The 19611-nt window shown below is 45.6% G+C and carries 19 protein-coding genes; 10 read left to right on the forward strand and 9 right to left on the reverse strand.

What is annotated here, in order from left to right; all coding sequences use genetic code 11:
- The first annotated feature begins 3 nt into the window (after positions 1-3).
- A complete protein-coding gene (locus H3S94_RS04485; RefSeq protein WP_077994720.1) occupies positions 4-309 on the forward strand; it encodes a chorismate mutase in 306 nt (101 codons plus the stop codon).
- Positions 310-390: 81 nt separating this feature from the next.
- Positions 391-783 carry a 30S ribosomal protein S16 gene (gene rpsP / locus H3S94_RS04490; protein WP_198240388.1) on the forward strand — a complete coding sequence of 131 codons (393 nt, stop codon included), beginning with the start codon at positions 391-393 and terminating at the stop codon, positions 781-783.
- 561 nt (positions 784-1344) lie between these two features.
- On the opposite strand, the gene H3S94_RS04495 is transcribed toward rpsP, so the two are convergent.
- A complete protein-coding gene (locus tag H3S94_RS04495) occupies positions 1345-1557 on the reverse strand; it encodes a DUF1674 domain-containing protein (protein ID WP_198240389.1) in 213 nt (70 codons plus the stop codon).
- Positions 1558-1639: 82 nt separating this feature from the next.
- On the opposite strand from H3S94_RS04495, the gene htpX reads away from it, so the two are divergent.
- The 5 genes from htpX to H3S94_RS04520 all read left to right on the forward strand — a co-directional run bounded on the left by htpX (position 1640) and on the right by H3S94_RS04520 (position 8830).
- A complete protein-coding gene (gene htpX, locus H3S94_RS04500; protein WP_198240390.1) occupies positions 1640-2596 on the forward strand; it encodes a zinc metalloprotease HtpX in 957 nt (318 codons plus the stop codon).
- A gap of 43 nt (positions 2597-2639) precedes the next feature.
- Positions 2640-3977 (forward strand): RsmB/NOP family class I SAM-dependent RNA methyltransferase, encoded by a 1338-nt coding sequence (locus H3S94_RS04505; RefSeq protein ID WP_246786431.1) that lies wholly within the window; start codon positions 2640-2642, stop codon positions 3975-3977.
- 480 nt (positions 3978-4457) lie between these two features.
- Entirely contained in the window at positions 4458-6095 is a 1638-nt protein-coding gene (locus tag H3S94_RS04510; RefSeq protein WP_077994716.1) for a heparinase II/III family protein, read from the forward strand.
- A 155-nt stretch (positions 6096-6250) separates the two neighbouring features.
- The gene (gene purH / locus H3S94_RS04515; RefSeq protein ID WP_198240391.1) at positions 6251-7867 is read left to right on the forward strand and encodes a bifunctional phosphoribosylaminoimidazolecarboxamide formyltransferase/IMP cyclohydrolase; all 1617 of its coding nucleotides are present in this window, start codon (positions 6251-6253) and stop codon (positions 7865-7867) included.
- 819 nt (positions 7868-8686) lie between these two features.
- Positions 8687-8830, forward strand: a complete 144-nt coding sequence (locus H3S94_RS04520) for a DUF1127 domain-containing protein (RefSeq protein WP_077994175.1) — start codon at positions 8687-8689, stop codon at positions 8828-8830.
- Positions 8831-9000: 170 nt separating this feature from the next.
- Here the strand turns inward: H3S94_RS04520 and H3S94_RS04525 are convergent, their stop codons facing one another.
- The 4 genes from H3S94_RS04525 to H3S94_RS04540 form a co-directional block, all read right to left on the reverse strand.
- Complete coding sequence (locus tag H3S94_RS04525) at positions 9001-9273, reverse strand: hypothetical protein (RefSeq protein WP_198240392.1); 273 nt, start codon at positions 9271-9273, stop codon at positions 9001-9003.
- Positions 9274-9570: 297 nt separating this feature from the next.
- On the reverse strand, positions 9571-10440 hold the full coding sequence (locus H3S94_RS04530; RefSeq protein ID WP_077994172.1) for a DMT family transporter: 870 nt from the start codon (positions 10438-10440) through the stop codon (positions 9571-9573).
- A 480-nt stretch (positions 10441-10920) separates the two neighbouring features.
- Positions 10921-11808, reverse strand: coding sequence for a DMT family transporter (locus H3S94_RS04535; RefSeq protein WP_198240393.1), 888 nt, complete (start codon positions 11806-11808; stop codon positions 10921-10923).
- The gene (locus tag H3S94_RS04540) at positions 11801-12574 is read right to left on the reverse strand and encodes an SURF1 family protein (protein WP_077994170.1); all 774 of its coding nucleotides are present in this window, start codon (positions 12572-12574) and stop codon (positions 11801-11803) included. Before H3S94_RS04540 ends, H3S94_RS04535 begins: the two co-directional genes overlap by 8 nt.
- Before the next feature lie 210 nt (positions 12575-12784).
- Between H3S94_RS04540 and rpmB the strand changes: the two genes are divergently transcribed.
- Positions 12785-13078, forward strand: coding sequence for a 50S ribosomal protein L28 (gene rpmB, locus H3S94_RS04545; RefSeq protein ID WP_077994169.1), 294 nt, complete (start codon positions 12785-12787; stop codon positions 13076-13078).
- A 76-nt stretch (positions 13079-13154) separates the two neighbouring features.
- On the forward strand, positions 13155-13805 hold the full coding sequence (locus tag H3S94_RS04550; RefSeq protein ID WP_077994167.1) for a queuosine precursor transporter: 651 nt from the start codon (positions 13155-13157) through the stop codon (positions 13803-13805).
- A 595-nt stretch (positions 13806-14400) separates the two neighbouring features.
- On the opposite strand, the gene cobT is transcribed toward H3S94_RS04550, so the two are convergent.
- The 3 genes from cobT to H3S94_RS04565 form a co-directional block, all read right to left on the reverse strand.
- Positions 14401-16269: a cobaltochelatase subunit CobT gene (cobT, locus tag H3S94_RS04555; RefSeq protein WP_198240394.1), complete on the reverse strand. Its 1869-nt coding sequence runs from the start codon at positions 16267-16269 to the stop codon at positions 14401-14403.
- 13 nt (positions 16270-16282) lie between these two features.
- A complete protein-coding gene (gene cobS, locus H3S94_RS04560; RefSeq protein ID WP_077994163.1) occupies positions 16283-17269 on the reverse strand; it encodes a cobaltochelatase subunit CobS in 987 nt (328 codons plus the stop codon).
- A 168-nt stretch (positions 17270-17437) separates the two neighbouring features.
- Complete coding sequence (locus H3S94_RS04565; protein WP_198230339.1) at positions 17438-18055, reverse strand: J domain-containing protein; 618 nt, start codon at positions 18053-18055, stop codon at positions 17438-17440.
- A gap of 140 nt (positions 18056-18195) precedes the next feature.
- Between H3S94_RS04565 and H3S94_RS04570 the strand changes: the two genes are divergently transcribed.
- Positions 18196-18477, forward strand: coding sequence for a BolA family transcriptional regulator (locus H3S94_RS04570; RefSeq protein ID WP_077994714.1), 282 nt, complete (start codon positions 18196-18198; stop codon positions 18475-18477).
- Between the two features lie 117 nt (positions 18478-18594).
- Here the strand turns inward: H3S94_RS04570 and H3S94_RS04575 are convergent, their stop codons facing one another.
- Positions 18595-19464 carry an arginase family protein gene (locus H3S94_RS04575; protein WP_198240395.1) on the reverse strand — a complete coding sequence of 290 codons (870 nt, stop codon included), beginning with the start codon at positions 19462-19464 and terminating at the stop codon, positions 18595-18597.
- Positions 19465-19611 lie beyond the last annotated feature (147 nt).

A 19611-nucleotide genomic window follows, 5' to 3' on the forward strand; every position in this document is an offset into this window, starting at 1 on the left:
ATTATGAGTGATACAAAAATTCCTGAAGAGCTTGTGCAACTTCGTGAATCAATCGACAATTTTGATGCTGCACTTGTGCATATTCTTGCCGAACGGTTCCGCTGCACCAAAGCTGTCGGAGTATTAAAGGCAAAATATGGCCTTCCGCCCGCCGATCCATCACGCGAAAAACGGCAGGTCGAGCGTTTGCGCAAGCTTGCTGAAGAAAGCCATCTTGATCCCGATTTTGCGGAAAAATTTTTAAATTTCATCGTCAAGGAAGTCATTCGTCACCACGAAGCGACAGCTTTGAAACTGCATTCAAAATAAGGAAACATTTCTGCCGGAACACGAAAAGACCGGCGGCAAACCGATTGGTCAAAAGCCAAAACCGACAATAGGAGATAAAACATGTCGTTGAAAATTCGTCTGTCACGCGCAGGTTCAAAAAAGCGTCCTTACTACCATATCGTTATCGCCGATATCCGCAGCCCGCGTGATGGCCGGTTTATCGAACGTGTCGGTTTCTGGAATCCGATGCTTGCCGACGAGAATGATCGCGTAAAGATAGATAACGAGCGCATCCAATATTGGCTGGGTCACGGTGCTTTGCCGACAGATCGTGTTGCACGTTTTCTTGATGCTGCCGGTCTTTTCAAGCGCAAGCCCCGCAACAATCCGAATAAAGCGCAGCCCGGCAAAAAAGCTCAGGAACGTATTGCTGCCGCCAAACAGGCTGAAGAAGAAGCCAAAGCTGCCGCCGCTGCTCCTGCTGAAGAAGCAGCAGCCCAGCCGACAGAATAAGTTTTTAAAATTAAAGCTTTCGAGACTTCCTGCAAGTCTTGAAAAAAAGTCAAAAAAACGGGCACTTGATGCCCGTTTTTGTTGGAATTTTGCGTGGACCATCAACGGCACACAGAATTTTTTGCATTCGTTATTTTTATCAAAGGCCCTATATTGATATGTTGCGAAGCGTTACAGCATGAATTGTCAAACCGAAAGCGCGGCAATTTATCAATTAGGCAGTTTAAACTTCCTCATTTACGGGCTTTTCAAAGATTCCGGCGATGAGCTTTTTTAAACATTCCGGCCTCTATTGCGGGGTGTATGGGGTCAAGCCTGATAAAAAACTTTGCGTATTTGTCGTTAAAATATGGAAATAAAAACAGGGAAGCGTGCTGTATAAATCGCTTTCCCGAACATTCGATTTGTTATAAAAATTGGCAAATCCAAAATAAAAACAAAAAAATATATAAGAAAAACCGGTTTAACAATTTAGACGGAATAATATAAAAATAATAATACACAAAAAATCCGGAATTTATTTTTAAAAAACCGGATTTATTTGAACCGAATTTCAAAAAATCAGAAGTCGATAGCCCTTCCCTTTATTTCCCAATCGCCATAGCGTGAAGGATCATTTCCACCACGACCGCCGATTTCCTTCGGCGCATTGGTTTTCTTGGCTTTTTTACGCCGTTCCTCGGCTTCTTTCAGTGCTCTTTGTGCTGCAGGGGGAAGTTCTTTTTTTTCAGAATTTTTATTTTCTATATTTTGTTCTTTTTGTTTGTCTGTCATTTTTCATAGGTCTTCCATTGAAGAAAACGGAAATATTCACCATCATATAGGGCAAATATGCTTTATATCGGAGTTTTTGACAATGAATTTTATGCGTACCGCCATGCTTCTTGCTTTCATGACGGCACTATTGATGGGCGTCGGCTACCTCATCGGCGGCAGTAATGGTGCAGTGATCGCATTTCTCATTTCAGCCGGAATGAATCTGTTTTCCTATTGGAATTCGGATAAAATGGTTTTGAGTATGTATGGCGCGCATCAGGTCGATGAGCGGAGCGCCCCCCAATATTACCGGATTGTGAGCGACCTTGCCAAAAAAGCCGGTCTTCCCCAACCGAAAGTCTTTGTGATTGATAACGCGCAGCCCAATGCTTTTGCAACCGGACGCAATCCCGAACATGCCTCGGTTGCTGCAACAACCGGCCTGTTGAATGCGCTTAGTCCGGAAGAACTGGCCGGCGTTATGGCGCACGAGCTGTCACATGTGCAAAACCATGATACGCTCACAATGACAATAACCGCTTCGATTGCCGGAGCCATTTCGATGCTTGGCAATTTCGCGTTGTTTTTCGGCAGCAGTAACCGCGATTCCAATGGTAACTCCAATTCATCCGGTATTATCGGTACAATTATTGCGATGTTCGTGGCACCTTTTGCTGCCATGCTTGTGCAAATGGCGATCAGCAGAACACGCGAATATGCGGCCGATAAACGCGGCGGCCAAATATGTGGAAATCCGTTATGGCTTGCCTCGGCCTTGAACAAAATTGCCCGTGGTGTTGCAGATGTTCCCAATGAGGAAGCAGAACATAATCCTGCAACAGCACATCTGTTTATCATCAATCCTTTGAATGGGAGCGGGGCGGATAGTCTTTTTTCGACCCATCCTTCAACGGAAAACCGCATAAAAGCTTTGCGTAAACAGGCCGAGGAAATGAATATTACGACAACAAGCGGTTCGCCATGGGAAAATATGCGCCGCACTGTTGAACGTCCGTCATGGATGCGCAATAACACGCCGAAAGGTCCATGGTCATAACGAGTCGATATTGGCAAATAAACATAAAATACATCAATCCGGTTTGTCCGAAAAAAAATCCGCCGTGCCTGTTCCGGGACTTCCGGCAAGGCTGGCAGCAGCCCGTCTTCTTTCGGCAGTGATCGACAAAAAGACATCGCTTGATGGCCTCACCGATAACGAGCACGGGCATCCCCAATATTTGGCACTTGAAATGCGCGATCGTATGCTGGTGCGCGCTATTTTGGGGGCAGCCCTTCGCCATCGTGCCGATATTGAAAGAATTCTTGAGCGTTATCTTGATCGGCCTTTGCCGCAAAATGCCCTGTCGTTAAAACATCTTCTCCATGTGGCGGCAGCGCAAGTGCTCTATCTTGACGTTCCCGACCATGCGGCCATTGATCTTGCCGTTACTGCCGCCAAAAGCGACCCGCGCAATCAACGTTTTTCAGGCCTTGTGAACGCAATTTTGCGAAAACTTGCCCGCAATGCCGATAAGGAACGGGTGCAAAGTTCGGCAACGGAAAATATTCCGGCATGGTTTTCTCACATGTTGATCGAAAGCTATGGTCGTGAAAAGGCAGCAAAAATTATAGCTGCACAGGCAAATGAACCACCAATCGATATTTCAGTCAAAAGCAACCCTGAAATATGGGCGGAAAAACTCGGTGGTCATGTTCTCTTCAATGGCACAGTCCGGCTTGAACATGTCGAAGGGGCGGTAAGCGATCTTGAAGGCTATCAACAAGGGGAATGGTGGGTGCAAGATGTGGCCGCCTCTCTTCCCGCCCGCTTGCTCGGCAATATTAAAGGTAAAGCTGTAGCAGATTTATGTGCAGCACCGGGCGGAAAAACGGCAGAGCTTGCCGTTCAGGGCGCCCATGTAACGGCAATCGATCTTTCGGCAAACCGCCTGAAGCGTTTACAACATAATATGGAACGGCTCGATTTGAAGGTTGCAACATGGGCAGGCAACCTTAAAGATTTCAAACCTGAAGAGCTTTTCGATGCTGTTTTGCTTGATGCGCCCTGTTCGTCGACCGGAACAATCAGAAGACATCCTGATATTTTATGGACAAAAGATATTAGTGACATTGAAAAACTTGCAAAATTACAGCTTGAACTTCTTGTCGCTTCCATTTCGCTTGTCAAAATTGGCGGATTGATTGTCTTTGCAAATTGTTCGATTGCAAGACAGGAAGGTGAAGAACTCGTCAATAACGCCCTCTCAAGCCGCAGTGACATCACGCTCGTACCAATCCGTGATGAAGAAGTGGGGGGAAGAAAAGAACTTTTGCCAAACGGTGTTTTACGCACCACTCCCGCCGATCTTGAAGGGGAAACGCCGTCATTATCGGGCATGGACGGCTTTTTTTCAGCGAGATTCAAACGTATTGCTTAAGCCTTTCGTAACCTCGCTATTATTTTCAATTTTCATGCCGCTTTGTCCTGACAAAAGAGAAATGGGGCACTGAAACCTTCAGTTTTTTGAATGTTTGTTTTGTGAATTTTAAATGGCTGATGGGCAGCATCCGGAATTTTCAACGCCGATATTTCAAGGCGGGACGCATAAAATTGGCAGAGTAATTAAATTTGTTTTTAAAAATAAAAGCCCGAACGCATTTTAAAAAGTTAAAAGTTCAAGCGCCACTATAGCGGTTTATGCCCCAGCACATTATCAAGCTTTAAGCCTTTTTTGCCGGTATAATGGATGACAACCACTTCATTTGATCTCGATGTTCTATTGCGGGTTTTTTACCAAAATTAACCAATCATTCACCTTAATCCATGAAAATAGGTTCAAGTTCATTTTCATGGAGTTCCTATCGTGGCCACCACAATCGATCAGCAATATAAAACATCGCCGGCGCTTTATGCTGCGATGCGTTTGTTGCGGCGTGTGTGTGTCGGACCGTTATTTCGCTGGCGGTTTTCCGGTTTTCGTCCGCAACGTATTCTGGCTGAACCTGTCGATCTTCATTTGGCCGATCCGGAAATGGCGCATGAATTCTATCATGGCCGTTTTGCGCTTGCCGGAAGAATTGTGCAAACCGGTTCAATTTCACCTTTTGCGGTCGAGCCGCCAACGCCAGCTTGGGAAGCAGCACTTAACGATTTCAGTTGGCTCCGGCATCTTGATGCAGCGCGTACGCCGCTTGCCAATGCCCATGCCCGTTCCTTGCTTAACGACTGGCTTGAACAGTCCGGAAAACATGTCAAAGGTTTGGCATGGCGCCCTGATGTTGCAGCGCGCAGGCTGATTTCATGGCTTTGCCATGCACGAATGTTGCTTGATGGCGCAAATGAAAATTTCGAGCGCCGGTTTTTGCGTGCGTTGGGCTTTCATGCACGGTTTCTAAGAACGGCTATCCGCAATATGGATGAGGATGAAAACCGTCTCCAAGCCGCTATCGCTTTATGTTTTGCTTCTGTTTCTTTGCCTGTATCACCTTCCATGAAAAAGGCTTCCCAGATGCAGCTTGCGCGGTCTTTGGCGCGGCAAATCTTGCCGGATGGCGGGCATATTTCGCGCAATCCCGCAACATTGCTTTCCCTGTTGACCGATCTTATCGCATTGCGTCACCTTTATGCCCATAGCAAAGAGACCGCACCCAGAATATTGGTTGATTCGGTTGAACGCATGTTACCGGCTTTGCGGTTTTTTGTTCATCAGGATCAGACGCTTGCCCATTTTAACGGAGTGGGGCCGGTTTTGCCGGAAAGGTTGGCAGTTGTTCTGAAACTTGACGAGACAGCCGGTATGCCTTTTTCACATGCGCCTTATTCCGGCTATCAGAGACTTTACGCCAATAACACAACGATCATTGCCGATACCGGAACAATTCCACCGCGTCAGGTTTCCTATCAAGCGGCCGCAGGTTGCCTTTCCTTTGAAATGTCCTCAGGTGCCGACCGTTTCATTATCAATGCGGGAATCGACCCATATGGACCGGACGATTATGCTTTGATGGCGCGGGCAACCGCAGCCCATTCGACGGCAACACTGAACGATACATCTTCCGGTAAATTCCATAAGCGCAAAGGCAATAGCCGCGCCGCACTTATAAGCGGCCCGACAATTGTCAATATCAAACGCGTTGAAGAACCGGACCGTGTCGGTTTTGTTGCAAGTCATAACGGCTATCTCGCATCATTCAATATGATTCACGAACGTGGATTGCTGCTTACATCCAATGGCAATATTATCGACGGCTATGACTCCTTTTTCGCACCTGCCGGAAAATCCATCAAAAGCGATGGTCGTGACAATGTAGCGGTGCGGTTCCATCTTCATCCCCATGTCGAGGTGAGCCATGATGGTAACAGCTTGCGTCTGGAAGTTTTGAAGGGAGACGCGTGGAATTTTATTTCTCCCGATGCCGATATACAGCTTGAAGATTCAATCGACTTTGCAGATCCGAGCGGTCCCAGAAGAACACGTCAGATTGTCTTGAATTTTCGGCCGGTTCTCACCGAAAAAATCCGTTGGCGTTTTACACGTATTACCGGAGCAAGCTAAGTAATTGACTTGGAAATGAAGGTATTTTGAAAAGAGCTTATCTAAAAGTTTCAAGTCAAAACCGTTCACTTTTCTTTTCATAGAGTGTTTTTTTCAACTTCCTGTGCTATGGCAGTTAAGGTTATTTCTTCTGCGTAAATTTCAGGAACAATACTATGACTGTGACATCGAAACACATTCCCGCGCCCGATTTGCTTCGGGTGCGTCGGGCTCTTATTTCCGTATCGGATAAAACCGGCCTTATTGACTTTGCAACGCGCCTTCATGAATATGGCGTCGAGCTTATTTCGACAGGCGGTACTGCAAAGGCTCTGGCTGAAGCCGGTTTGCCTGTCAAAGATGTCTCCGAAGTTACCGGTTTTCCGGAAATTATGGATGGTCGGGTCAAAACTCTGCATCCGGCAATTCATGGAGGCATACTTGCAATCCGTGATGATCCGGAACATCAGGCCGCAATGAAAAAACACGGAATTGTCGGCATTGATCTTGTTGCTGTCAATCTTTATCCGTTCGAGGAAACAAGACTTTCCGGTGCCGATAATGAAACCATTGTCGAAAACATCGACATTGGGGGGCCGGCAATGATTCGTGCCGCTGCAAAGAACCACGCTTATGTTACAGTTGTGACAGATGCGGATGATTATAATCTGGTATTGGCCGAACTTGATAAAAATGAAGGCAGTCTGAAGCTTTCTTTCCGTCGCATGCTGGCTGCCCGTGCTTTTGCCCGTACAGCTTCATATGATGCAGCAATATCGAACTGGTTTGCCGAAACACTTGAAATTGATACGCCGAAATGGCGCGCAATTGGCGGCGAACTTGAAACGATTATGCGCTATGGCGAAAATCCGCATCAAAAAGCCGGCTTTTATCTGACCGGTGAAAAGCGCTTCGGTGTATCAACCGCACAGGTTTTACAGGGAAAACAGCTTTCCTATAATAATATCAATGATACTGACGCAGCCTTTGAAACCGTTGCCGAATTCGATCCGGAAAAGAGTGCAGCGGTCGCCATTATCAAACATGCAAATCCTTGCGGGGTTGCCAAAGGCAAAACGTTGAAAGAAGCCTATCTCAAAGCTTTGGCTTGCGATTCTGTTTCTGCTTTCGGTGGTATTATCGCGCTGAACCGTCCGCTTGACGAAGATTGCGCTACCGAAATTACCAAAATTTTTACCGAAGTTATTATCGCACCGGACGCTACAGAAACGGCTCGCGAAATCATTGCCAGGAAGAAAAATCTGCGTCTTCTGATTACCGGCGGCCTGCCTGACCCGCGCGCTCCCGGTTTGACAATGAGAACCGTATCGGGCGGCATGTTGGTTCAGACGCGTGATAATGGTGTGATTGACGATCTCGATTTGAAAGTGGTTACAAAACGCCAACCGACCGAAGCGGAAATGCGCGATCTCAAATTTGCATTTCAGGTTGCCAAACACGTGAAATCGAATGCCATTGTCTATGTGAAGGATAATGCAACAGTCGGCATTGGTGCCGGTCAGATGAGCCGCGTGGACTCAGCCCGTATAGCCGCTCATAAAGCGCTGGATGCGGCTAAAATCGCCGGTATTAGCGAGCCTTTGACCAAGGGTTCGGTTGTCGCATCCGACGCTTTCTTCCCGTTTGCCGATGGGTTGTTGTCGGCAGTTGAAGCGGGCGCGACAGCGGTCATCCAGCCTGGCGGTTCTATCCGCGATGATGAAGTGATTGCAGCAGCCGATGAAAACGATATCGCAATGGTCTTTACCGGTATGCGCCATTTCCGTCACTGAATGGATGGAAAGAACAAAGATTTCATGCAAGGAAAAGCTGCCGGATCAATTCCGGCAGCTTTTTTTAATTCTATTACAGTTTCCGATACTTGCCGGAATTGATTGGAAGACACGTTGAGCAAGCTTCAAAATGGAAGCGTCGGAGAAGAATAGTGATTGTTCGGGCTAAAATATTTTTAAAACCGGCCGAGCTTTGTTTCGATAGATCTAGCGGAGATTTTTACGAAATTAGCCACTTTTCTCGAATAGCGTGGTGTCTATGAAGCGTATGGCATTGGAAATCTTTAAGGGATAATCTCAATAGATATGCCGCAATTGATTGAAACAGATAAGAATTTTTCTGGCTGAGACAGTATCGCGACAGCAAAGAATAGCGGGAATAAACAATAGCGCTTGCCAAAAAATTATTTGCCCCCGCCAACAATATATTTCATCTCCGTGAAGCGGGTTGCGCTAAACGAAAAATTAACCATGATTTAAGAGTTGTGTTGGAAAATAACCTTATCCTGCAAGTTGTTTTTCAAAGGTAAATAGAATTTCTTTCTTTCAAATTTGAAATTTGCATCATTTCAAAACAATTTCCACGCGATTTTTCATAAGAATTATGGCGAAAAATATCGTTTTATTTCCTGAATAAGGCCAAATGTTACGAAATGAGGCGAAATATCGCCAATTCTTAATGAATTGTGACTAAAAAATATACAAAATGCTTAATCGCTGCACAGCAGCTATGCAATCTTGTCACTCCTCAATGCGGGGGGTCAAGTCTATATACGCCTCAACAAATTCCAACATAATATATTCAATCAGGTGAGTGTCATGAATCTTCTTCGTAGTTTTAATAAATGGCGCCGTTATCGTACAACTTATAATGAATTGAGCCGCCTTTCTACTCATGAATTGAATGATCTCGGTATTACCCGTTCAGAGATCGCGGCAATCGCTCGCCGTACAGCGCGCTAAAAGCTCGCAGAGCCTTTTCCCCTCAGGCTCTGGATGGAAAGCCTTTCCTTCCCTTGAGGCTTTCCTTTTGTAACGTCTGCTGCCCCCTCCCGCAGCAGGCGTTTTTATTTCCTTCCCTTGGGCTTACCTTTTTGCAACGTCTGCTGCCCCCTCCCGCGAGCCAAGCGTTTTTATTTTATTCCTTTTATTTCCTTCCCTTGGGGCTTACCTTTTGTAACGTCTGCTACCGCCTCTCGTGAGCCACGCGTTTTTATTTTCTTCCCTTGGGGCTTACCTTTTGTAACGTCTGCTGCCCCCTCCCTTAAGCCAAGCGTTTTTATTTTATTCCTTTTATTTTCTTCCTCTGGATATTTTCTTTTGTAACGTCTGCTGCCTCCGCCCGTAAGCCAAGCGTTTGTTATTTCGTTTCCTTGATCGAAACGCTTATTTCGCGATGTGGGCAAAAATCTGCTTCATTCCCGTATCTAGTGGTTTTGAATTATCGCACGCTAAAAGCTCGCGAGGTTTTTCCGCTCGGACTTTGCGGGAAAATCTTTCCTTTTATGAGATTGGCACTCCGATCTCTCGCTGGCGATAGCGCCAAAAACTGCCAGAAATTTTCTTCATAAACACAAACCGGCAATTCCGCCGGTCTGGGCAGTTATTTTAATATCGCGCGTTCTTTCGATTATCAGTATTTTCAACTTGAGCCGTTCTTTTCAAGCGAAGAATTTTTAAAACGCGAGGGAGGAAGAATTTCATTATTTTTGTGGTGTGGTTTGGTTCCGGTGATGCTTTTCGCGCATAAAAGTCAAAAGGCTTGAGGCCATGATAAGGATAATGCCAACGGCCATCGGGAGGTCAAGATGATCGTTGAAAATGAAATAACCGAACAATATCGCCCAGATCATCTGGCTATATTGCGGGGTGGCAATAGCAATTGCAGGAACGCGGCGCGCAGCCGCCATAAGAAAAAGTGCACCAAGAGCTGCAAGTAACCCGTAACCGGAAAGATAGAGCCATTCAAAACCATGCGGTTCGACATAGCCGGGTAAACTCAACAAACCGCAAATAATAATCGAACCGATAATGCCGCTTGAATAAAGTGTAATGCGTTTTTCGCGACCGCCCATATGACGTACAATAATGATAGAAATAGCGCCGCTCAAACCGGCAAAAACAGCCCCCACATGTCCGATATTAAGTTCACGGAAACCCGGTCGCAAAACGACAAGCACACCGATAAAGCCGATGATGATGGCCGACCAACGCCTCCACCCGATGGCTTCTTTTAAAAACACCATGGAAAGTATGCTGACAAAGAGGGGCTGCAAGAATATCAATGTGAAGGCTTCTGCCATTGAGAGATGTGTAAAAGCAGTAACGCTGCCGATAACACCAAATGCACCGGAAACTGTCCGTAAAAACCACATTGGCCAGTTCTGCGAGCGGATAATGTCTATCCATTTATTGTCACGGTTTTTCAAAAATGGAATGACAATGATGCTGATTAAAGCTCCGAAAAATGCCGTTTCATAAGGTGGCAATGCGCCATCAATAAACTTCACACACGCATCGCTCACGGCATAGGCGGCGTAAGAAGCAAATGAAAGGAAAACCCCGTAGAACATTTTTGACCTTCCAATCCGCTTTTACCTAAATTTTGATTGTCGGTAGATATGTGACGGCAAGTTTCAGCTCATCGCCATAAATTTATTTTGCTTTCTCAAGCCTTTTTTTCGCGCTTTTAGAAAATACCATATGATAAAAGAACACAAAAAAGACAGGCGAACCAAAACATTTTATTGCTTAAATAAAACCGTTTCATATTTCTTCAAGACGGTGACTATTAGCTTCCGGAACAAGAAAATAGTTATCAATATCATTCGGCGGGTTGAGCCAAGGTTGAAACACCAGGCAATCAAACTGTTTTTTCAGTCCTTTGCTAACAGCCACATCAATTCAACACTTTTTTGAAGTCAAGCTTGCATTGTTCAAACAATAGTTCGTTTTCAAAGCAGTTGGATAACAGGTCTTTCCTCTGTCACTCGTGAAAATAGTGGAGTTACCGGCAAGCCGATGAAGAAATACCGGTGAACGTGTCCGGTTATTTATTCGCGGACGGCTTCTGGTTTTGGTTTAAAGATCAGATTTTTGAAAGCGAGAACAGCACCGCCTGTAATGAGAAGACATGCTGCCAGTAGCCGCCATGACGGTTCTGCAAGGCCGGTTGCCACCATAATAAGAGTAGAAAGCAAAGGCGCGCTATAACTTGCAACGCCCAAAAGCTGGATATTGCCACGTTTAACACCGAAATCCCAACAGTAAAAAGCAAGCCCGACGGGAAAAAGACCAAGCAATAAAACCGATAGCCATTGTCCGCCGTTTTCAGGCAGAATGAAAGGTTCGGAAAAAATAAAGTGGCACAAAAATGCAAGAATAGATGTTACAAGGCAAAACGCTGCGACAACAGTTGTGGGTACTTTTGCCAATCGCCGGGAAAGAAGTGAATAGGCCGCCCATGCAAAAGCACTGCCCAATGCAACGAGATAGCCAAAGCTGTTTTTTTCATCAATCACAAATCCGCCTTTACCGGCGATAACCAGCACCATTCCGGAAAACCCCAACAAAGCGCCAAGAACGTGGAACCAGCGCAATTTTTCCCCCGGCATCAGTGCGGAACCGAGAACGATGAATAATGGCCACAAATAATTGATAAGGGCGGCATCAACAGGCGGGGCATTTCTTAACGCTGTGAAATAAAGGAAGTGGTAGCCGAAGAGGCCGCCAATGCCCACAACCCACACAATGAGCGGCTGTTTCAGATCTTTGAGTGTTTCAGGATGTTTAATCCAGATCACTACGCCCGGAAGCGTGCCAATGAGGAAAGTCATAGACGTTAACAGGAGCGAAGGAACCTTTCCGGAAAATGCCGTTAAAGTCGCCAATAGCGACCACATAAGGATTGCCAGAAAACCTATTCCTGTTGCTTTATTCATAGATAATTCCGCGTCGACGCCGTCTTTCGGAAATGATTAAAAATATAGATGCTGCAAATACGCCGGCGGCCAAAGTAAACCAGGTAATTGCATAGCTCAAGTGGTTATTCGGGAAGCTCACAATAGTCAAACCACCGATCGGTAATCCACCTATATTCGGCGTTCTGTCAGCATCAATGAAATAAGGGGCAACATCAACAAGCCCGACTTTTTTAGCCATAGCGGGCAATTGCCGCGTATACCACAAATTACTATCGGGATTATTTTTACGAGGGAAAAAACCGCCCCCTTCACTCATACGCAAAAGACCGGTAACCGTTGTTTCACCTTCGACAAGTCCGGCTGCCCGTGTTTTCTGGTCGCGTTTATCCATCGGCACAAATCCCCGATTGATAAATGTGATCGCTCCGTCTTCTGTTTGCATCGGAGTGAGAACCCAATAACCGGTTGTCTCGTCTGCAACAGCCGTTATCAGAACTTCTTTATCATTTAAAAAATGCCCTTTGAGGGTGACGGGGCGATATTCGTCCTTGTCGTAACTCACCTTGCTCCACTCGCTTTTAGCAGGTGCCGGAACCGGTGCGAGATGGACACGTTCATTTGCATTTTTAATCAGATTTTCTTTCCAGCCAAGTCGCTCGACTTGCCAGACACCCAACGAACAAAAAGCGCAAAAAAAGAACAGGCACAAAAAACCGAAAATTCCCAAAAATATCGGGGAACGGCCATGCGCTGGCTTGGGATCTGTTTTAGCTTCACTCATCATAATATTTCTTTTATCATAGCTTGCGGCTAAAAAAACAGATTTCTTACGTTTTAACCTTCTGACCGCACACGAAAACTCTTGACCTTTTTGCCTAAGCCCCCTATAGAAACGCAACTTACCAATTTTTGGGAAGCTGATCCATGCGCGTGTTCATTGGATTTTTAGCACGCTTATTGATTGCTTCTGTATTAGAATTTAAAGGTGAAATCTATGTCCCGCGCCTGCGAATTGACTGGAAAATCAGTCCAATATGGCAATAATGTCAGCCACGCCAATAACAAATCGCGTCGCCGTTTTTTGCCGAATCTCTGCAATGTTACTCTGATCTCCGATGCGCTTGAACAAAGCTATCGTTTGCGTATTTCGGCAAATGCTTTGCGCTCTGTCGAACATCGCGGTGGTCTTGATGCATTTCTTTTGAAGTCCGGTGACAAAGAATTGTCGCAACGGGCACGCTTGTTGAAGCGCCAGATTGAAAAGAAACTCGCTGAAAACGCAGCCTGATTCTTTTCGATAAACGATTCGTCTTGAGGGCCGGTCTTCGGCCCTTTTTTCTGGTTCCATCACCCAGGTTAAAAAAATGAAAAAGACCCGGCATCTTATTTTTGCAGTTTTTGCAATGTGCGTCGCGGTGACGGCGTCCAACGTTTTGGTGCAATATCCGTTTCATTGGTTCGGATTGGAACACCTTCTGACCTATGGCGCATTTACCTATCCGTTCGCTTTTCTTATCAACGACCTTACAAATCGTCGTTACGGCCCCCATGCCGCAAGGCGCATTGTTTATGCCGGTTTTGTTGCCGGGCTTGTGGTTTCGTGGATTCTGGCCAGTCCGCGATTGGCGATCGCATCCGGTACAGCATTTTTGTTTGCCCAATTATTGGATATTCTGGTATTCAATCCTTTACGGCGTAAAACATGGTGGATTGCACCGCTTGCGGCTGCGATAACCGGTTCGGCACTTGATACCGTATGGTTTTTCGCTGTCGCTTTTTCCAGCCATTTTTCGTTTATCGACAAACTCACCGGTTATAGCGATAGCTCCATTCCCACCATGACAAATCTTTTGGGGCTTGAAGTGCCGGTTTGGCTTTCATTATCGTGTGGTGATTTCGGTGTGAAATTGTTTATGGGCGTTTTCATGCTTTTGCCCTATGGAGCGATTTTGGCAATATTTATGCCGGATATTTATCATGGCAAAAGTCAAGAAAAGGGCGATCAGGCTGTCTGAGGAACGGTCTATTTATTTCCAATCTCCATATCATTTTATAATTATTCGCTTTTTTACCCCGCTGCATTCAACAAAGCCGGTTTTGTTTTTCAAAGCCGGCTTCTTTAACAAAGATTATGCCTGCAATCATATCGGGAAAGCGTTGGTGTGTTTATTTGCTCTTTCTGACAATCGCTACATTTAAGCTATACATTGCCGCGATTGTCAGAAGGAAATTTTTTCCTGTTCGCAAAACATGACGGGCGCAAATGACCAAGATAGGACTATCTTCAAGCTTCACTCATAAGCGCTCATATTATCCAGATAAAAATCGTATCATTAGAATAAAAAATACAAAAAGATTTCAACAATATTTAATATAGAATTATCAGTTATGATAATATAGACATGTATAATACGATTGAAATATAATTTTAAAATCAGATAAAGATTTTAATAGATTAAATAAATAAATTAAAAAATGAATCAAAACTAATCAAGTTCAAGCAACAAAGTCATTATATTTTAAACGAATTGATAGAACAGTTCCGGATTGTCTTTCAAAGATCAATTTTCTTATAACTGACATTTTCATAAATGACGGTTTATTATCTTGTCAGTCGGTTTTTTTATCATCAAACAGGCTTGCCAATTGTTCGGTCATGGCGCCGGCAAGTTCTTCTGCATCGACAATTGTAACGGCGCGCTGGTAATAGCGTGTGACATCATGGCCAATGCCGATTGCAATGAGTTCGACCGGAGAGTGTGTTTCGATTTCGTCAATGACAGCGCGAAGGTGTTTTTCCAGATAATTACCGGGATTGACGGAAAGCGTAGAATCGTCAACGGGCGCACCGTCGGAAATCATCATCAGAATGCGCCGATATTCACGCCGGCCAAGTAACCGTTGATGAGCCCATATCAAGGCTTCGCCATCAATATTTTCTTTAAGCAGTCCCTCGCGCATCATCAAACCGAGATTGCGTTTGGCGCGCCGCCAAGGCGTATCGGCACTTTTGTAAATAATATGGCGGAGATCGTTAAGCCGACCCGGATTGGCGGGTTTTCCGTTGGCGAGCCATTTTTCGCGTGATTGGCCACCTTTCCAGGCTTTTGTCGTAAAGCCCAGAATTTCGACTTTGACACCGCAACGTTCCAATGTTCTTGCCAGAATATCGACACAGGTTGCCGCAACCGTGATCGGACGGCCTCTCATTGAACCGGAATTATCAATGACCAGCGAAACAACCGTATCGCGAAAATCGGTATCACGTTCCTGCTTGAAAGAAAGTGGCTGTGTCGGATCAATAACAACGCGTGGCAACCTTGCCGAATCAAGATAGCCTTCTTCAAGATCGAAATTCCACGATCTGTTCTGTTGTGCCATTAAACGCCGTTGCAAACGGTTGGCCAGTTTGCCAACAGCGCCTTGCAAATTGGTGAGCTGTTTATCAAGAAATGCACGTAATTTTGTAAGCTCGTCCATATCGCAGAGTTCTGATGCTTCAACTTCCTCGTCAAATTCTCGCGTATAGACTTTGTAATCTCCGAGCTGATCCATATCGGAAAATGGCGGCTGCGGGCGTTTCGTCTGGCCGGGTGTTTGTTCGGTATCTATTTCTTCGGAATCGCTGCCATCATCATCGGCCGAATCAGAAGCTTCCATGTCTCCGTCTTCGGCATTTTCGTCAACGTCATCAGAAGGTTCGCTTTCTGTCTTGTCGGAACCTTCCTGTTCTTTTGACTCACCGTCCTCGTTTTCCTGAGGTTCGTTATTTTCGTCTTCGCTCTCGCCTTCGCTATCCGTTTCGTTATCTTCGAGGTTGTCGGCAAGCTGCATAGAGGCCAACATGCTTCTGACAATACGAGCGAACTTGTCTTGGTCATTGACATTTTTTGCCAAATCATCGAGATCTTTTCCGGCTTTTTCCTCAATCCAGTCGCGCCATAAATCAACGACAGGACCGGCTTCTTCAGGTGGTTTGCGGCCGGTAATTTTTTCACGAACAACAAGTGCAAGCGCTTCTTCAAGCGGTGCTTCTTCCTTTGTGGTGATTGCCTGATAATTTGCTCTTTTATATTTGTCGGCAAGCATGGCACCAAGATTTTCCGCCATGCCTTCCATAGCCAATGTGCCGATTGCTTCAACACGGGCTTGCTCGACAGCATCATATATCGCACGCGCCTCAGGAACTTGCGGCGCGAGATTGGAATGGATTTCGCTATCATGCCAGGCCTGACGCAGCGCCATGGAATCAGCCAGACCACGGGTAACAGCAAAATCGTTGAAAGTCGGATGGCGCGGTATGTCGGGAAGTCTGGCATGACCGCCCACGATTGACGGGCGATCATCACCAAATACAACTTCAAGCTCATGATCGCCGGAGACAGCACGCATACAAACAGTGGTTGCCCGTTTGAAGGGTTCACTGTCAATCAGTCCGGAAGGCCGTTCGCGTATATTGTCTCCTGATTTTGCGGTCATAAAGCTGTTTTCCTTATGACAGAACCGAATTTGCGAGTGATTCCGGCAATTCCTTGCCAAAAGCCCGTTGATAGAATTCGGCAACAATCGGGCGTTCCAACTCGTCGCACTTGTTTAAGAATGTAAGGCGGAATGCAAATCCCAGATCTTTGAAAATTTCGGTGTTTTCAGCCCATGTAATAACGGTACGCGGGCTCATGACTGTCGAAAGATCGCCATTGATAAAAGCCTGTCTCGTCATATCCGCGACATGCACCATTTGGGAAACGGTTTCGCGGCCTTCCTCGGTGCGGAAGCTTTTTGCCTTTGCCAGAACAATGTTGACTTCATTGTCATGCGGCAAATAGTTCAAAGTTGTTACAATCGACCAGCGGTCCATTTGCGCCTGATTGATTTGCTGGGTTCCATGGTAAAGGCCGGTTGTATCACCCAGACCGATTGTGTTTGCGGTGGCAAACAGGCGGAAAGCCGGATGTGGCGAAATAACGCGGCTTTGGTCAAGCAATGTCAGACGACCCGATGATTCAAGCACGCGCTGGATAACGAACATCACGTCAGGACGACCGGCATCATATTCGTCAAAAACCAGTGCAACATTCCGCTGATAGGCCCATGGCAGGATCCCGTCCTGAAATTCGGTTACCTGCATACCGTCTTTAATCACAATTGCATCTTTACCGACAAGGTCGATACGACTGACATGGCTATCAAGATTGACACGGATACAAGGCCAGTTCAAACGCGCAGCAATTTGCTCGATATGGGTGGATTTTCCGGTACCGTGATAACCGGAAACCATAACACGACGATTGAAGGCAAAACCGGCGAGAATCGCTAAAGTGGTTTCCCGATCAAATAGATAATCCGGATCAAGTTCAGGTACATTGGGATCTGTCTCGCTGAATGCAGGAACTTGCATATCGGTATCAATACCGAAAAGTTCACGTGCCGAAACCGTTATATCCGGCACATTATCAATACCCAGATCATCCTTTGTCATCATGCCTCCATACGGGATAAACCGCTGTCCGAATTAAATATTAACGCATTCTACGTCTATAATCTGTTTTCTTTTGAAGAGCTATAAGCTTCCCTCTCTTATCAGACTAATGGACAAGAATTTCAATGATCTATCGAAAAGAATTGTCTTTTCGTCTTCAAATTAGCGTCAGCAAAAACCCGCATTTTTTAAAAGATTGTATGCCTGCAATACTTCACGCAAACGATCTTCCGAAGATCTGTCACCACCATTTGCATCAGGATGATGAAGTTTTACGAGCGCTTTATACTTGGCCTTGATGTCACGGCTCGTCGCATTGGCTTCAAGCCCCAATGTCATGAAAGCGCGTGCTTCAAGAGTTTTCAGTTTTCGGGGAGCGGAAGCTGCCCGACTCTGCTGGCTAAACATATGGAGCGGGTCATTGACCCGGTTCTGATAGGCAGCAGATCCCGAACGGATGCGGGAAAAATCGGCCGCAGGCTTGGCGGCCGCAGCATTCACACCGGATTTCCATGTCGGGCGGTGGCCGGTCAGGGCATCTTTCTGGAATTTCGCAATCTCATCGTCCTTCAAACCGGTGAAGTAATTGAAATTCTTGTTATATTCTCGCACATGTTCAAGACAGAAATGAAGATATTGTCCCTCGTGATCGCGCCCTGCCGGTGCGCGATGTGTGCCGGGTTTGGTGCATCCTTCCCACTGACATTGTGGAACCTCAGGTTCCACTTTCTTTTTCTTGTTGGAACTGATGCGGATAGAGTCAAATAATTTCGATGTGGTCGTCATGTTTCCGACTTAATGTAAAACATACATGTTTGACAAGAATTGACTTTCGGGATTTTTGTTCCCACATGTTTATAACCGGTTTCGCAAAATTGCAGAATCGGCTTAAACTTACTGCTCACATATGGGATTAAAAAAAGAAAATGTCCAGCACAGTCGCGGAAACAATCGAGAAAAAGCTACAAGCTGCGTTTTCTCCGTCCGCTATTGAAATTATTAATGAAAGTCACCTTCACGCCGGCCATCAGCATGATGATGGCCGCAGCTTTGATGGCACTGGTGAAACGCATTTTCGTGTCAAAATTACCGCTAAAGCTTTCAAAGGCATGAAACGTGTCGACATCCACCGTGCAATAAACCACGTTCTCAAGCATGAACTCGAAAGTGGCATTCATGCTTTGGCAATCGAGGCCAAGGCCGAATAAAAGAAAAAATGATCGTTCGTTTTTCTTGCAAAAATCATAAAACCCGAAAACCGTCCGGTTCAAAAGGACAGGGCGGGTTTTCAGGTCTCTGAACGATATTCCGCCCCTAAGACAAAATCAGTTTCCGTTTACAAGCGGTAATCCGGCGAGCATATTTTTAAGATGAAGTGCATCCCACGGCAGGTGTTCGGCAATTCCGATACCGACAATTGTGGTCGCTTCATTAACATCATTTACAAGCTTGATAACGTCATCCATTGTCAGACGACCTTCGGCAATGCCGGCATATTTATCGGCACTTACCCCCGGTTCGGCCATCAATAATGCATGGAAAAGATGAAAATCGAGGACATCAAGGTCGAGATGAATAGCAAGATATTCGATATTCTGTTTTTTTATCCAATCCAAAACAGGTTGATCGGACGTTTTTAACTGTTCCGGCGAAACGGTGGAAATTTCGTGATCTTGTAAAAACTGTTTTTCATAGTCTGTCGGGTGGTGGATGCCGGCAATCATCACCCTTTCTACTGGCACCGGTGTTTTGACATCTTTGACGAGGTCGGGGTCGCCATTTCCCATAAGTGCTCCGAGCACATGCGCATGAGAATTGGCAAATTGTTCCGGTGTCATAACGTCGGGGTGGGCATCTATCCACAATATGCCGAAAGATTTTCCGTAAACTGTGCCGAGATAGGAAAAAGGCGCCAGATCAACCAGACAATCACCACCGAACATGACAATTTTATCCGGTTTTTCACTGTTAATAATCGCATAGGCGCTTTGAAGCTGTTTGACGACTTCTTTTCTTCCCACAATACCGTTTTCATTTTCGAGCGGCATGTCCGATTTTGTAACGGGAACGGTAAAGGACGGAACATTTGTATGGGGAGCCAGAAATTCCAATAATTCCGCACCAAGGTGATAAAGCGGATTATTGCCACCTTGCCATTGCGGCATAACAAGCCGGATTGTTTTCGGTTTTGTCATATCGGTCTCCCATTTTGTCGTAACAGATGTTAATATAGTTCTTATTTTGTAATATAAATCACGGGCGAATTGTCTTTTTTAATTACACAGAATTTTGGAAGACGATGCTTGATGTCAATAAAAAGCATAATTCCATATTATTTGACG

The sequence above is a fragment of the Bartonella sp. B10834G3 genome, from assembly GCF_016102505.1.
In the GTDB taxonomy this organism is placed as follows: Bacteria; Pseudomonadota; Alphaproteobacteria; order Rhizobiales; family Rhizobiaceae; genus Bartonella; species Bartonella choladocola.